Source organism: Amycolatopsis roodepoortensis (assembly GCF_014873915.1).
GTDB classification, from domain to species: Bacteria; Actinomycetota; Actinomycetes; order Mycobacteriales; family Pseudonocardiaceae; genus Amycolatopsis; species Amycolatopsis roodepoortensis.
In genome coordinates this window covers 159929-172884 of the sequence record NZ_JADBEJ010000004.1, presented here as the reverse complement: position 1 = coordinate 172884, position 12956 = coordinate 159929, and the positions used below count along the sequence as shown (strand labels likewise).

The 12956-nt window shown below is 70.7% G+C and carries 15 protein-coding genes; 6 read left to right on the top strand and 9 right to left on the bottom strand.

Annotation, left to right across the window (positions count from 1 at the left end; translation table 11 throughout):
• Nucleotides 1-87: 87 nt before the first annotated feature.
• Nucleotides 88-567, top strand: a complete 480-nt coding sequence (locus H4W30_RS11295; protein WP_192742803.1) for a cysteine dioxygenase — start codon at nt 88-90, stop codon at nt 565-567.
• Between the two features lie 73 nt (nt 568-640).
• On the opposite strand, the gene H4W30_RS11290 is transcribed toward H4W30_RS11295, so the two are convergent.
• The 6 genes from H4W30_RS11290 to H4W30_RS11265 all read right to left on the bottom strand — a co-directional run bounded on the left by H4W30_RS11290 (nt 641) and on the right by H4W30_RS11265 (nt 5639).
• Nucleotides 641-1654: an asparaginase gene (locus H4W30_RS11290; RefSeq protein ID WP_192742802.1), complete on the bottom strand. Its 1014-nt coding sequence runs from the start codon at nt 1652-1654 to the stop codon at nt 641-643.
• A 244-nt stretch (nt 1655-1898) separates the two neighbouring features.
• Nucleotides 1899-2720, bottom strand: coding sequence for a class I SAM-dependent methyltransferase (locus tag H4W30_RS11285; protein WP_192742801.1), 822 nt, complete (start codon nt 2718-2720; stop codon nt 1899-1901).
• A complete protein-coding gene (locus tag H4W30_RS11280; RefSeq protein WP_192742800.1) occupies nt 2717-3097 on the bottom strand; it encodes a VOC family protein in 381 nt (126 codons plus the stop codon). Before H4W30_RS11280 ends, H4W30_RS11285 begins: the two co-directional genes overlap by 4 nt.
• A 42-nt stretch (nt 3098-3139) precedes the next feature.
• Nucleotides 3140-3877: an FAD:protein FMN transferase gene (locus H4W30_RS11275; RefSeq protein WP_192742799.1), complete on the bottom strand. Its 738-nt coding sequence runs from the start codon at nt 3875-3877 to the stop codon at nt 3140-3142.
• Nucleotides 3874-4284 carry an FMN-binding protein gene (locus tag H4W30_RS11270; protein ID WP_192742798.1) on the bottom strand — a complete coding sequence of 137 codons (411 nt, stop codon included), beginning with the start codon at nt 4282-4284 and terminating at the stop codon, nt 3874-3876. The genes H4W30_RS11275 and H4W30_RS11270 overlap by 4 nt, the downstream gene beginning before the upstream one ends.
• Before the next feature lie 17 nt (nt 4285-4301).
• Nucleotides 4302-5639 (bottom strand): ferredoxin reductase family protein, encoded by a 1338-nt coding sequence (locus tag H4W30_RS11265; protein ID WP_225949425.1) that lies wholly within the window; start codon nt 5637-5639, stop codon nt 4302-4304.
• A gap of 145 nt (nt 5640-5784) precedes the next feature.
• On the opposite strand from H4W30_RS11265, the gene H4W30_RS11260 reads away from it, so the two are divergent.
• The gene (locus H4W30_RS11260) at nt 5785-6480 is read left to right on the top strand and encodes a response regulator transcription factor (RefSeq protein ID WP_192744054.1); all 696 of its coding nucleotides are present in this window, start codon (nt 5785-5787) and stop codon (nt 6478-6480) included.
• A complete protein-coding gene (locus tag H4W30_RS11255; protein ID WP_192742796.1) occupies nt 6477-7913 on the top strand; it encodes a sensor histidine kinase in 1437 nt (478 codons plus the stop codon). Before H4W30_RS11260 ends, H4W30_RS11255 begins: the two co-directional genes overlap by 4 nt.
• A 44-nt stretch (nt 7914-7957) precedes the next feature.
• Here H4W30_RS11255 and H4W30_RS11250 read toward each other — a convergent pair whose 3' ends face one another.
• On the bottom strand, nt 7958-8611 hold the full coding sequence (locus H4W30_RS11250) for a pyridoxamine 5'-phosphate oxidase family protein (RefSeq protein ID WP_192742795.1): 654 nt from the start codon (nt 8609-8611) through the stop codon (nt 7958-7960).
• Between the two features lie 90 nt (nt 8612-8701).
• On the opposite strand from H4W30_RS11250, the gene pdxR reads away from it, so the two are divergent.
• A complete protein-coding gene (gene pdxR / locus H4W30_RS11245) occupies nt 8702-10060 on the top strand; it encodes a MocR-like pyridoxine biosynthesis transcription factor PdxR (RefSeq protein WP_192742794.1) in 1359 nt (452 codons plus the stop codon).
• 33 nt (nt 10061-10093) lie between these two features.
• Nucleotides 10094-11062 (top strand): zinc-binding dehydrogenase, encoded by a 969-nt coding sequence (locus H4W30_RS11240; RefSeq protein WP_192742793.1) that lies wholly within the window; start codon nt 10094-10096, stop codon nt 11060-11062.
• On the opposite strand, the gene H4W30_RS11235 is transcribed toward H4W30_RS11240, so the two are convergent.
• Together H4W30_RS11235 and H4W30_RS11230 are read right to left on the bottom strand one after the other, a co-directional pair.
• On the bottom strand, nt 11063-11605 hold the full coding sequence (locus H4W30_RS11235) for a DUF3515 domain-containing protein (protein ID WP_192742792.1): 543 nt from the start codon (nt 11603-11605) through the stop codon (nt 11063-11065).
• Between the two features lie 19 nt (nt 11606-11624).
• A complete protein-coding gene (locus H4W30_RS11230) occupies nt 11625-11858 on the bottom strand; it encodes an Lrp/AsnC family transcriptional regulator (RefSeq protein ID WP_007031456.1) in 234 nt (77 codons plus the stop codon).
• Nucleotides 11859-11991: 133 nt separating this feature from the next.
• On the opposite strand from H4W30_RS11230, the gene H4W30_RS11225 reads away from it, so the two are divergent.
• On the top strand, nt 11992-12948 hold the full coding sequence (locus H4W30_RS11225) for a thiamine-phosphate kinase (RefSeq protein ID WP_126733582.1): 957 nt from the start codon (nt 11992-11994) through the stop codon (nt 12946-12948).
• The last annotated feature ends 8 nt before the right edge of the window (nt 12949-12956 follow it).

Sequence of the window (12956 nt, the reverse complement as noted above, 5' to 3'; positions counted from 1 at the left end):
GGTGCGGTCGCGTGCGCGTGTCGCTGTTGTCGGTGAACCCAGCCCCGGCCCAGCTCGACACCCACTTCCTTCTGCGAGGACCCCTTCATGTTCGCCGTCCCGGACAACACGCTCGTCATTCCCGAAAACCCCGCCTTGCGCCACCCGGTGCGCGTCGCGCTCGAATTCGCCGCGGACCGTGACCGCTGGCGGCACCTGCTGCGGTACGACCCCGACCAGCGGTTCTCCGCCCTCGTCGACTCGGACGAGCTGCAGGAGATCTGGCTCATGAGCTGGCTGCCCGGTCAGCACACCGACCTGCACGACCACGAATTCGCCGCGGGCGCGTTCACCGTCGTCAGCGGGAAGCTGAGCGAGACCGTCGCCCGGCGCGCCGTCGACGGGCGGGCCGTGACCGAGCTGCACTCGCTGTCGGAGGGCCAGTCCCGCGTCTTCGGCCCCGGCTACGTCCACGAAGTGCGCAACGACGGCCCGGATCCCGCCGTGAGCGTGCACGTCTACCGGCACCGGCCCCGCGCCATGCGGCCGTACCACCTGGACCCCGTCTCGGGCCCGGTCCGGGACTGACACCTCCCGCATTTCGTCCTCTGAATGCGTTCCTTGCGCGTGCAACTACCGCATTCAGAGGACGAAACGCGGCCTACGCGAGGTCGCCCCGGAGCCGGAATTCGGCCTCGACGCGGTCTCGCGAGGCGCCGGTGGCGAGCAGGGTGTGCAGCAGGAGCCGGGATTTGCGCGGATCCAGCCAGCCCGCCATGGTCGCGCCCATCGCGATCAGATCCGATTCGGAACCCCGGAAGCCGTAGGTACCACGGAACGTCGGCCCGGCGCCGGTGCGGCCGGCGACCACGATCGGCACTTCCGGCAGGACCCGCTCGATCACTTCGGCGGACCCCGCCGAAACGTGCCCGGCGCCGTTCGCGGCGAGCACCACCCCCTTCACCCCGGCCTTGACCAGCGTTTCCAGGAGCTCGCCGGTGTCCTCGACACCGCTCTCGACGATCGGCACCAGCCCGGAGAAGTCCGCGTTCGCCAACGACAACGCCGCCGGGCGGGCGGCGACCGGATGGAAGTAGTGCACCAGGCCCTCGCTGAGCAGCGCGAGCGGTCCGGCGGGATTCGAGGAGAACGCCTCGACGTGGCTCGAGTGCGTCTTGCGGACCCAGCGCGCGGCGTGGACGTCGTCGTTGAACGCGACCAGCGAGCCGCGGCCCCGGCTGCGGGGATCGGCGGCGACGGTCAGCGCGGCGAGGATGTTTCCCGCACCATCGGCGCTGGGCAGGCTGGGGTTGCGCATCGCGCCGGTGATCACGATCGGCGCTTCGGAAGCCCACGTCAGCTCGAAGAAGTACGCGGTCTCTTCGAGCGTGTCCGTGCCCTGGACCACGACGACGCCGGCAGCGCCTTCGTCGACCGCCTTGGCCGCCCAATCCCGCGTCCTGATCAGGGTCGCGAAATCCATCGAGGCGCTGGAAATCCCCGCGAGCGTCTCCGCGCGGACGTCCATCTCGAGGTTCTCGCCAAGGTCGCCGAGCAGGTCGGCGGCGGTGAGCCGGGGGACGGCGTGGTCCTCACCGTCGCCGGGGACCATCGAGATGGTGCCGCCCAGGGCGGCGACGGCGACAAGGGGCCGGTTCTCAGGGGAGACGCTCATGAGGCCATTCTTCCAAAACTCACGACACTCGACTGACCACGCCACCGCCGCCCTTTGCTCGCCGCTGAAGTACATGAAGGCCCCCTTCCTTGCGTCAGGCGCAAGGAAGGGGGCCTTCATGTACTGCTGGGTGCCGGGCCCGGGCGATCATGTCGCGAAAGCCACTTTCGAGACGTCTGGTGTCCCGAAAGTGGCTTTCGCGACACCACCTCTAGCACCCCAGGCCTGCACGGACCGACGCTCATCAGCCTTTCACGGCTTCAAGCGTGAAACTCGCCGCCAGCCGCCGCGGATCCTCGGTCAGCCGCCATTCCTCGGTCGCCTCGTTCAGGGTCATGAACCCGGGCAGCGCGTTCCACGGCACGCTGTCGTGCTCCACCAGCCGCGTCAGCGTGAGCCCGGCGTCGAGCAGCGAAGTGACGATCTCGCCGAGCCCGTGGTTCCACTCGTGCGTCCGGTTGTGCTGGAACGAAACGTCCGTGTCCACATAGGTCCCCGGTTCGTCGAACACCAGCGGTTCGGCATGCTCGAAGTACGGGTAGCGCGGCGTGATCAGCGGCTGCGTCTCGTCGAGAGTGCCCAGCATCGGGTGCATTTCCCGGATGAACAGCCGCCCGCCCGGCTTCAGCAACCTCCCGACGACCTGTCCCCAGCGGGCGATGTCCGGCAGCCAGCAGAGCGCGCCGATCCCCGTGTAGACGAGGTCGAATTCCCCGGCGCCCAGCACGTCGGCGGCACTGTACACATCGGACTCGTGGTAGTCGATCTCCGCGCCGGTCTCGGCGGCCAGCCCTCGCGCGATCTCCAGCGCGGGCGCGGAGAAGTCGAGGCCGGTCATCCGTGCGCCGAGGCGGGACAGCGAAAGCGTGTCCGTGCCGATATGGCACTGCAGGTGCACTCCCCGGGCGCCGGAGACGTCGCCGAGCAGCGGCCGGTCGAAGGTGACCACGCCGCTGAGGTGCGACGGGTCCGCGACGAACTTCTTGTAGCCGTAGTCCGCCGAAGCGGCGTGCGCCGGAGCGCGTTCGTCCCAGTTCGCCCGGTTGACGGTCAGGTAGTCCGTCATGCGGTGGCGGCCTTTTCGGCGGCGCTGCGCAGTACGCAGAATTCGTTGCCCTCGGGGTCGGCGAGGACCGCCCAGCCGGTGCCGTCCGGCTTGCGCCGGTCGTGCAGGAGGGTCGCGCCGAGTTTCAGGATGCGCTCCACCTCCTCGTCGCGTGGGATGTCCGGCGTGAGGCAGAGATGGATCCGGTTCTTCACCGTCTTCGGTTCCGGGACCTGCCCGAAGAACAGCGTGACTCCGTTGTCCATCTCGATGATCGTTTCGGGATCGCCCGGCACGTCGTCGTCGGCCATCGGTTTGCCGACGACGCCGCTCCAGAACCGGCCCAGTTCGTAGGCGTCGGCGCAGTCGAAGAAGAAGTTCTGTACGACAGAGGTCATGACGCCGAAGTCTGCCTGAGCCCGCGAAGCCCGGCCAACGGTTTAAGCGAGCCGCAGGCCTGGCGACCGGTGCACCTGCCGTTCCGCGTCGATGACCAGCACCTGGCAGCCCGGTTGCGAGGCGACCCAGGCGATCCCCTCGGTCCCCATCGCGAAGGCGGCCGTGGCGAGGGAATCAGCGGTGACGAGGTCGCCGGCGGCCACCGTGACGCTCAGCAGCCCGGCGGGCGGGCGCCCGGTCCGTCCGTCCAGGATATGCGCGCCACGCTCGTATTCCGCCGAGGTCGCGACCGCGCCACCGGACGATTCGACCACGGCGCAGATCGCGTCTGGCCGCTCGGGATGCCGGATGCCGACCCGCCAAGCGCGGCCGGGTTCCGGTTCGCCGGAGGTGACCACGTCCCCGCCCGCGTTGACACAGAAGACGTCCAGGCCCTCGGCCAGCAGCAACGCCGACGCCCGCTGCACCGCCCAGCCCTTCACCACCGCGTTCGGATCGAGCCGACGGCCGGGGAGACGGGCGGTGAACGCACCGCCGGACAACCGCTCATAGTGATCGCACAACGACAGGATCTCCAGAAGATCGTCGCTCAGCTCCGACGGCGTGAGTTCGCCGCGGTCGTAGCGGCAGACCTCGCTGCCTGCCTTGAACGGGCTGAACCGCGCGTCGACCTCCCGCAGCCAGCCGAAAACACCGTCGATCGCGTGATCGACGAGGTCCCCGCCCGCCCGGACGTCGACGGAGACCGGCAGCCCCATCACCTGCTCGACGCGGTTCATCTGGCGTCCAGCGCCGCCTGCAGGGATTTGACGTACGACTCGCTCGTCGACGTCGCCCCGGAGACGGTGTCGATGTCGGCGCTCTGCGCGGTCAGCGTCTCCGCCTGCAGGACCGGGATCGCCGCGACCCCGCGTCCGCTCGTCGGCCGTTGCAGCAGGCGGACTTCGGAGATCCTGTCCTCGGGCGAGATCACCAGCCGCACCTGGACGGTGCCGTACCGGTTGCTCTCCACCGAACCGTCGACGGTGCGTTCGGCGCCTTCGGAGGCGCCACCGTCCGAAATGGACGGGCTCGGCGCCGCGACCGCGACGGTTTCCGAGCCGAGCGGACCCGGTTCGTACAGCCAGACACCGAGGAAACCGGCGGCCGAAAGGGCGACCGTCGCGGCGACGATGGTCTTCTTCATGATCGGGACTCCCTGACTCAGGCGGCGAGACTGAAGCGTTCGGCGTGGACCTGCTGGGACGGCACCCGCAGCTCCCGCAGGCTGCGCAGCGTCGCCGAGGTCATCCCCGGCGGGCCGCAGACGAAGACGTCCCGGTCGGCGATGTCCGGCACCATCCGCCGCAGGTTGGGCGCGCCGAGGACCGGACCGGCCTGATCGGACGGTCCACTGAGGACCCGGACGACCGCGCCGCGCGCCCGCGCCAGCCCGATCAGCTCGGGCAGGAGGACGGCGTCGCGTTCGTCGCGGACGCGGTAGAGCACCACGACGTGGCCGGAGATCTCCTCCAGCAGCGCGCGGATCGGGGTGATCCCGACGCCGCCCGCCACGAGCAACGCGTTCGGTTTCCGTTGGTGCATCGTGGTGAACGCGCCGTACGGGCCTTCGGCGAACACCCGGGTGCCAACCTTCAGCGACCGCAGGGACGCGCTGCCGTCACCGGCGGCCTTCGCGGTCAGGCGCAGGGTGCGGCCGTCCGGCGCGGCCGACAGCGAGAACGGGTTCGCCTGCCACCAGCGATCCCGGGTCATGAAGCGCCACAGGAAGAACTGGCCTGCCCGCGCGGGCATCTTGTCGAGATGCTTCCCGGAGATGTACACCGAGACGACGTCGCGGGATTCGGGGACGACGGCGACGACCTTCAAGCGGTGACGCAGGTTACGCGCCAGCGGCAGCACCACCCGGCCCGCGACGACGGAGCCGAGCGCGACACCCCACACCGCCCACCAGTAGACCTGCGCCCCCGGCGACGACGCGAACGATCCGCCCAGCGCGATCTGATGGCTGAACGCCAGCACGACCGCGGCATAGGTGTAGAGGTGGATGAAATGCCAGGTCTCGTACGCCAGGCGGCGCCGGGCGAACCGGGCGGAAACGGCGCCGACGAGCAGGATCAGCGCGAACGCGACGACCGCGCGCAGGATCCCCTCGAGCTTGGTCACCATCGTGACGAACTCGACGGCCACGCCGGTGTCCTCGACCTGCGCGTAGCCGAAGACGATGAACACGAAGTGGGCGAGCAGCGTCCACAGCAGGGTGAACCCGGTCCAGCGGTGCCAGCCGGTGAGCCGGTCCATGCCGAGGCGGCGGTCGAACCACGGCAGCCTGGCGACCAGCAGCAGCTGGAACGCCATCGCCAGCGCCCCGTACAGCCCGGCGAGCCTGCCGACGCTGATGAGCACGTTGTCCGACGGCCCAGCGGCGAAGAAGAGCATGGTCACGGCGGCCACGTTGGCGCCGAGGAAGAGGAAGAGCCCGGCGCGCGCGGCGATCCTGGGACGGATCGCCGGGCGCGGTCTCGCGGCGGTCTGCGTCATGGTGGTCACACGTGGCCCCTTCCGGTCCGGTTCACGTACGGAGCCTGCTGTGCCAACCTGTGACCTTTCTTGGCGGAAGCTGTCGGCTTCCTGTCGTGTGCGCTCCCGCCTCGCCCTCGCGCGCGCGTTCACGGAGGATGGCGTGGTGAACACCGAGAACCCCGTCCGCCTGTTGGTGGTGGACGACGAGCCGCATATCGCCGACCTGGTGGCCACCGTCGCCCGCTACGAGGGCTGGCAGGCCGTCACCGCCGGATCGGGGGAGGCCGCGCTGGCCAAGGCCGCCGAATTCGGGCCCGACATCGTCGTGCTCGACCTGATGCTGCCCGGAATCGACGGGTTCACCGTGCTGGACAAGCTCCGCGAGTCGGGGACGGCGGTGCCCGTGGTCTTCCTGACCGCGAAGGACGCGACCGCGGACCGGGTCGCCGGGCTCACCCGCGGCGGTGACGACTACCTCGTGAAGCCGTTCTCCGTCGAGGAACTGATGGCACGGCTGCGCGCCGTCCTGCGGCGGAGCACCAACCAGGCCAAGGCGGCGGTGCTGCGGGTCGGTGACCTGACCCTGAACGAGGACACCCGCGAGGTCGCCCGCGGCGGCGAACCCGCCGAGCTCACCCCGACCGAGTACGAACTGCTGCGCTACCTCATGCGCCGTTCGCCTTCGGTGCTGACCAAGGCGCAGATCCTCGACCACGTCTGGGAATACGATTTCGGCGGCCGGTCCAATGTGGTCGAACTGGTCATCTCGCATCTGCGCCGCAAACTCGACACGGGCGGCGAACCGCTGATCCACACCGTGCGCGGTGTCGGCTACGTCGTCCGGCAGGCGGCGAGATGAAGATGCTGCGCCGGTGGTTCGACGCCTGGCGCCGGTCGAGGCTCGGCACCCGGCTGGCGCTCGGGCTCGGCGCGCTGGCGCTGGTCGTGTTCGCCGTCGTCGGGACCGTGATGGTCGGCATCATGAAGGGCTATCTGAACGACCGGCTCGACGAGCAGCTCGCCAAGACCCAGATCAGCCAGGTGCCGTCGCTGCGCACCACGCACGGCGGGAAACCGCAGCAGGCCTACGGCTGGTTCTCGGCGGTTTTCGCGGTGCGGGACGGCGACGCGCAGCCGCAGGCGGGTGGTTCCCTGCCGCCGGACACGAAGGCACTGGCGAAGGTCGCCGAGGACGCGACGCGGACCGAGGTCCTGCGCACCGTCTACATCGAGGACAAGGGCACCTACCGGGTGCGGGCCTGCCCGATCGAGCCGGCGCAGAACATCGTGCTGGTCAGTGCCGCGCCGCAGGCCGATCTGGACCGGACGGTCAGCCAGCTGATCATGGTCGAGGTCGTCGCGTTCCTGCTGGCGCTGGCGGTGCTGGTGATCGTGGGGCGGCTGGTGCTGCGGCGCGGGCTGCGCCCGCTGAGCGACATGGCCGGGACGGCGCACGACATCGCTTCGCACGACCTCACCACGAACGCCGACCTCCCGGTGCGCGCGCAGGCGAGCGGCGGCGGTGCCGAAGTCGAGGAACTGCGGACGGCGTTCAACGTGATGCTGGCGCACCTCGATTCCTCGCTGGTCGCGCGCCGGGAGGCGAACGAACGGCTGCGGCGGTTCATCGCCGACGCCTCCCACGAACTGCGCACGCCGCTGACGTCGATCCGGGGCTACGCCGAGCTTTTCCGCTACGCCGCGGCGAACGAACCCGCCGAACGCGAGGCGCACCTGTCGAAGATCCGGGAAGAGACGCAGCGGATGAGCGTGCTCGTCGACGACCTCCTGCTCCTCGCGCGTCTCGACGCGCCGGAGACTGAGGCACCGCTGCGGCTGGTCGACGTCGATGTCGCCGAGCTGGTCACCGACGCGGGAGAGGCCTTCGCCGCCGGCCGTCCGGAGCACCCGCTGAGCGTCGGCGCGCTTCCGGAAGGTGTTGTCCTGCAAGCGGATCCGGTGCGGCTGCGGCAGGTGCTGGACAATCTGCTCGCCAACGCCGCGGTGCACACCCCGCCGGGGACGCCGGTCACGTTGTCGGCCACGGCTTCGGACTCGGAGGTCGTCCTGCGGGTGAGCGACGCCGGGCCCGGGATCCCGCCGGAGGCGCGGGAGCGGATCTTCGACCGGTTCTACCGGGTCGACACCGCCCGCACACGCGGCAACGGCGGGACCGGACTAGGGCTTTCGGTGGTGCTGTCGCTGGTTTCGGCGCACGGCGGGACGATCGAGGTCGAGAGTGTGCCGGGGGCGACGACGTTCACCGTGCGGCTGCCGCGCCACCGCTCGTGAGTGGTAAGGACGGTTCTAACCGTCCTTACCACTCACGAGGCCCACTACCCGACCCGCCGCTTCACGTGGTCCGGCACCGTCCACTCACCGACGAGATCCGCCGACGGCTCCGGTTCACCGAACACGGTCCGCACCGGCAGCACCCCCGCCCACGAGAGATCGGCCGCGACCTCGTCCTCGGGATCGTCGGGACCCTCGCCGCGCATCTTCACCGAAGCCTCGGTGAGGTCCAGCTCCAGGACCGAAACGGACGCGAACTCCTTCGCGTTGACGTCCCTCGCGTGCTCCCACGAACCGGGCGCGAGGTGGTCGGTCAGCACGCGGAGCCCATGCATCTTCCGGTCGCGATCGGTGACCGCGGCCGCCCTGCCCAGGATCACCGCGCTGCGGTAGTTCATCGAGTGGTTGTTGACCGAGCGCGCGTAGACGATGCCGTCGAGCAGGGTCACCGTGACGCAGACCTCGACGCCGTCGGAGTCGCGCATACTCCTCGCGCCGGTCGATCCGTGCAGGTAGAGCGTGTCGCCGTCGCGTCCGTAGCCGGTCGGGATGACCAGCGGGACGCCGTCGCGCACGACACCGAGGTGGCAGACCAGGCCTTCGTCGAGCACCGAGTACAGCGCCGAGCGGTCGGTGAGGGCGCGGTTCTTCTTGCGGCCGAGGGTGGTCCGGTCGGTGGGAGAGAGCGGGGTCGACATGCGAGCAGTCTCACCCACGAGAGTGGCCTGTAATAATGTCCAATTCTCCTATACTTGAGAAGGCCACTTCCCGTAAGCGCGGAGTACACCATGTCCGACACCGCTCTGCCGGTCAGTCTCGACCGCGATTCGCTCGTCCCGCTCGCGGTCCAGCTGGCCGACGCGTTGCGCGCGGCTGCGGGCGACGGACATCTGCGCGGCGGCGACAGGTTGCCCTCGACCAGGGCACTCGCGAGCCGTCTCGGCGTCAGCCGCACGGTGACGTCGGCGGCGTACGAGCAGCTTCACGCGGAGGGCTGGATCGCCGGCCGCCACGGCTCCGGCACGTACGTCACCACCACGCCGCCCGCGGACCGGCCGTCGAAAGGGCCCGCTCCGGGCATCCCCGCCAAGCCGCCCTCGCTGGTCGACCTCACGCCGGGCGTTCCTTGGGCCGACGGCATCGAGAAAGCCGCTTGGCGCCGCGCGTGGCGGGCCGCCGCCGACCCGCGCCCGACCTATCGCGAGGACAGGGCCGGTCTGCCCGCGTACCGGGACGCGGTGTCCGAGCATCTGCTGCGCCACCGCGGCCTCGCCGCCGGAACGGTGCTCGCGACCGGCGGGACGACGGCCGCGGTGATCGAACTCGCGGGCGCGATGCTCTCGCGCGGTGACCGGGTCGCGATCGAGGAGCCGGGTTACCAGCGCGCGGTGCAGGCGTTCCGGCGGGCGGGGATGGAGGTCGTGCCCGTCCCGGTCGACGAGGAGGGCCTGCGCCCGGACGCCGTTCCCACGGACGTCCGGGCGGTGTACTGCTCGCCCGCGCACCAGTACCCGCTCGGCAGCCGGATGAGCGCGTCCCGCCGCGTCGACCTGGTCGAACTCGCGCGCGCCAACGGCATGCTGGTGATCGAGGACGACTACGACGGTGAGCTGCGGTTCGACGTCGCGCCGCTGCCGCTGCTGGCCGCGCTCGCGCCCGACGTCGTCGCGCATCTGGGGACCACGAGCAAGATCCTCACGCCTGCCCTGGGCGCGGGCTGGATGGTCGCGCCGTCGCAGGTCGCGGCCGCGGTGCTGGAGTACCGCGAAGCGACCGGGACACGCCCTTCGCCCGCCGGGCAGCGCGTGCTCGCCGAACTGGCGCGGCACGGCGATCTGGGCCGGCACCTGCGGAAACTCCGGCGGGAACTGTCGGAGCGCCGGTCACTGGTTTCGGCCGCGCTGACGTCGGCGGGGATCCCGGTGCTCGGCGACGACGCGGGCGCGCATCTGGTCGTCCCGTGCGGCTCGGCGGCCGACGAGGCGGCGCGGATGGCGGCGGCGGAACGCGCCGGGATCCGGCTCGACGGGCTGGCCCGGCATTTCGCCGGGACGCCGACGGTGTTCGGAAACCTCATCGGCTACGCGGGCTGCTCGCGCGAAGCACTCCATTCCGCGCTCAAACCGCTGATCACCGTGCTCGCTTGACCTCCAGCGAACTGGAGGTCATAGCTTGCGATCATGCGTGAGATCAGAGTGTCCCGGTTCGGTGATCCCGGCGTCCTGGAGCAGGTCGAAGTGCCGACACCCGAACCGGCGGAGGGCGAGCTTCGCGTCGCGGTGACGGCGGCCGGGGTCGGCTGGCTCGACGCCCTCATCCGGCGAGGTGACGGTCCCGACGTGTTCGCGGTCGAGCCGCCGTACGTGCCGGGCGGGTCGGTGGCGGGCACCGTCGACGCGGTGGGGGCCGGTGTCGACGCGGCCTGGCTGGGCAAGCAGGTCCTCACCCACGCGCCCGGTGGGTACGGCGGGGGATACGCGGACACGGTCGTCGCGCTGCCGGACGACACGTTCGGGATTCCCGACGGGCTGGATCCCTTGCACGCGGTGGCCCTGTTCGACGACGGCAGTACCGCGCTGGCGCTGCTGGAGAAGACCCCGGTCTCCCCGGGGGAGCGGATCCTGGTGGCACCCGGCGTCGGCGGGCTCGGCAGTGTGCTGGTGCAGCTCGCCCGCGCGGCGGGCGCGACCGTCTTCGCCGCGGTCCGCGGCGCCGAAAAGGCGGCGATCGCGCGGAAACTGGGAGCCGAGCCGGTCGACTACTCGGCGGCGGACTGGACGGGCGACGTCCTCGCCCTCACCGGAGGCCATCGGCTGGACGTGGTCTTCGACGGCGTCGGCGGGGAGCTCGGCGCCGCCTCGCTCGCGTTGCTGAGGAACGGCGGCCGCTTCTCCGGCTACGGCATGTCCAGCGGCGCGGAGACCGTGCTCGGCGACGCCGACCGCGCACGGCTGTCCGTTGTGGACATGGCGCAGCTGGTCGGGTTCTGGCCCGACAATGCGCGCCGCGTGCGGGAAGTGCTGCGGCAGGCGGCCGACGGGAAGGTGACGCCGGTCATCGGCCGCACGTACCCGCTGGCGGAGGCGGCCGCCGCGCACTCGGACATCGAGGCGCGGCGGTACACCGGGAAAAGTCTTCTGCTGCCTTGATCAGAAGCGCAGCGGCACCGCGGGGAGATTGGCGGCGATGACCTCGGAAACGGTCTGCAGCGGCCCGGTCCCCGCGGTGTCCGGCACGGTGAGCGCCGTGTAGACGGGGCGGTCCACCACGAACCACGTCGCGGTGCCCTCGCCCTCGACCTGCAGCCACTGGACGCCGTTGATCGTCCGCAGCTGCGAGGTCCGGGTGAGCTCCGGCGGCTTGCCGAGACCGCAGCGCAGGACCACCGGGTCGCCGGTGCCCCAGCCGATCGTCGCCTCGGGGGCGGGATCGGCCAGCTTCCGCCGGACCAGCGTGTTCCCGGACGACGTGAGCTCGTGCGGGAGCGCGCCGACGAGTTTCGCGCATTCGGGTGACCCCGACTGCGGTGCCGGGACCGGGACGAGCGGGAGCGGACCATCGGCGGCCGGGGCGCCGGATTCCGCGCCGCGGGTCAGCCCGAAGACGGCCACGCCCGCGACGAGCAGGATCGCCAGGCAGGCGGCCGCGATCAGCAGGGGTTTCGGCGGTGCGCCGGTGTCCGTGTCAGCCACCGGACAACTACACCACTCGTCACAGGTGGACGACCGGGCAGGTCAGCGTACGCGTGATGCCCTCCACGTTCTGCACCTTGGCGACCACGAGCTGACCCAGCTGGTCGACGGTGTCGGCCGCGGCCTTGACGATGACGTCGTACGGGCCGGTGACATCCTCCGAACTGGTGACACCGGGGATGGTGGAGATCTCCGCGGCGACCGCGGCCGCTTTGCCGACCTCGGTCTGGATGAGGATGTATGCGTGGACCACGGCGCGCCCCTTCGTAAAAGTCGGCTCAAGGTAGGAACGTTGTAGCAACGTATCGCCAGCCCCGGGAAAAACCTAGGGCATCCGACTATCGGTGATCGATATTTGTCCGGACAAGGGAAAGTGGAGGTGACGGGTGTCACCGAACGACGGCACGGTCGCCGGGACCGGTGAATTCCGGTTGATCGAGGCGGTGACCGCCGGCCGGAAACAGCCGGAGACGACACTGCTCGGACCGGGGGACGACGCGGCCGTCGTGGCCACCCCGGACGGCCGGACGGTGGCCACCACCGACGTCCTCGTGCAGGGCGTCCATTTCCGGCTCGACTGGTCCAGCGCCGAGCAGGTGGGGCGCAAGGCGGTCGCGGTGAACCTCACCGACATCGCCGCCATGGGCGCGCGCCCGACGTCCGTCCTCATGGGATTCGCGTGCCCGTCGGACACGCCGACGTCACTCGTCACCGAACTCACCCAGGGCATGTGGCTCGAAGCCGACCGCGCGGGGATCGGGATCGTCGGCGGCGACATGGTGCGCGCCGACCAGATCGTGATCAGTGTCACCGCCCTCGGCGACCTCGGCGGCCGGGAACCGGTGACCCGGTCCGGCGCGCGTCCCGGCGACGTCGTCGCGGTCTGCGGGCGGCTCGGCTGGGCCGCCGCCGGGCTCGCCGTGCTCGGCCGGGGGTTCCGCTCACCGGTCAGCGTGGTCAACGCGCAGCGCTGCCCCGAGCCGGACTACGAGGCGGGTATCCGCGCGGCCGACGGCGGCGCGACGTCGATGATCGACGTGTCCGACGGGCTCCTGTCCGACCTCGGCCATATCGCCGAGGCCTCCGGCGTCGGGATCGACGTGCGGACGGCGGACCTCGACGTGTCGAGCAGGCTGACCGAGGTCGGCACCGCGCTCGGCGCCGACCCGCTGAAATGGGTGCTCACCGGCGGCGAGGACCACGCGTTCGCGGCCACATTCCCGGCCTTCGCGGACCTCCCGGAGGGCTGGACCGAGATCGGCGTCGTCACCATGCCGGATTCGGGGGTGACGGTGGACGGGAAGCGGTACGGGCACGACAGTGGCTGGCAGCACTGGCGGTAGGGGTGCAA

What these genes read in the sequence shown, in the direction of transcription:
- H4W30_RS11295 (WP_192742803.1), top strand. Translation starts at nt 88, where the DNA reads ATGTTCGCCGTCCCGGACAACACGCTCGTCATTCCCGAAAACCCCGCC.
- H4W30_RS11290 (WP_192742802.1), bottom strand. Translation starts at nt 1,654, where the DNA reads ATGAGCGTCTCCCCTGAGAACCGGCCCCTTGTCGCCGTCGCCGCCCTG.
- H4W30_RS11285 (WP_192742801.1), bottom strand. Translation starts at nt 2,720, where the DNA reads ATGACGGACTACCTGACCGTCAACCGGGCGAACTGGGACGAACGCGCT.
- H4W30_RS11280 (WP_192742800.1), bottom strand. Translation starts at nt 3,097, where the DNA reads ATGACCTCTGTCGTACAGAACTTCTTCTTCGACTGCGCCGACGCCTAC.
- H4W30_RS11275 (WP_192742799.1), bottom strand. Translation starts at nt 3,877, where the DNA reads ATGAACCGCGTCGAGCAGGTGATGGGGCTGCCGGTCTCCGTCGACGTC.
- H4W30_RS11270 (WP_192742798.1), bottom strand. Translation starts at nt 4,284, where the DNA reads ATGAAGAAGACCATCGTCGCCGCGACGGTCGCCCTTTCGGCCGCCGGT.
- H4W30_RS11265 (WP_225949425.1), bottom strand. Translation starts at nt 5,639, where the DNA reads ATGACGCAGACCGCCGCGAGACCGCGCCCGGCGATCCGTCCCAGGATC.
- H4W30_RS11255 (WP_192742796.1), top strand. Translation starts at nt 6,477, where the DNA reads ATGAAGATGCTGCGCCGGTGGTTCGACGCCTGGCGCCGGTCGAGGCTC.
- H4W30_RS11250 (WP_192742795.1), bottom strand. Translation starts at nt 8,611, where the DNA reads ATGTCGACCCCGCTCTCTCCCACCGACCGGACCACCCTCGGCCGCAAG.
- pdxR (WP_192742794.1), top strand. Translation starts at nt 8,702, where the DNA reads ATGTCCGACACCGCTCTGCCGGTCAGTCTCGACCGCGATTCGCTCGTC.
- H4W30_RS11240 (WP_192742793.1), top strand. Translation starts at nt 10,094, where the DNA reads ATGCGTGAGATCAGAGTGTCCCGGTTCGGTGATCCCGGCGTCCTGGAG.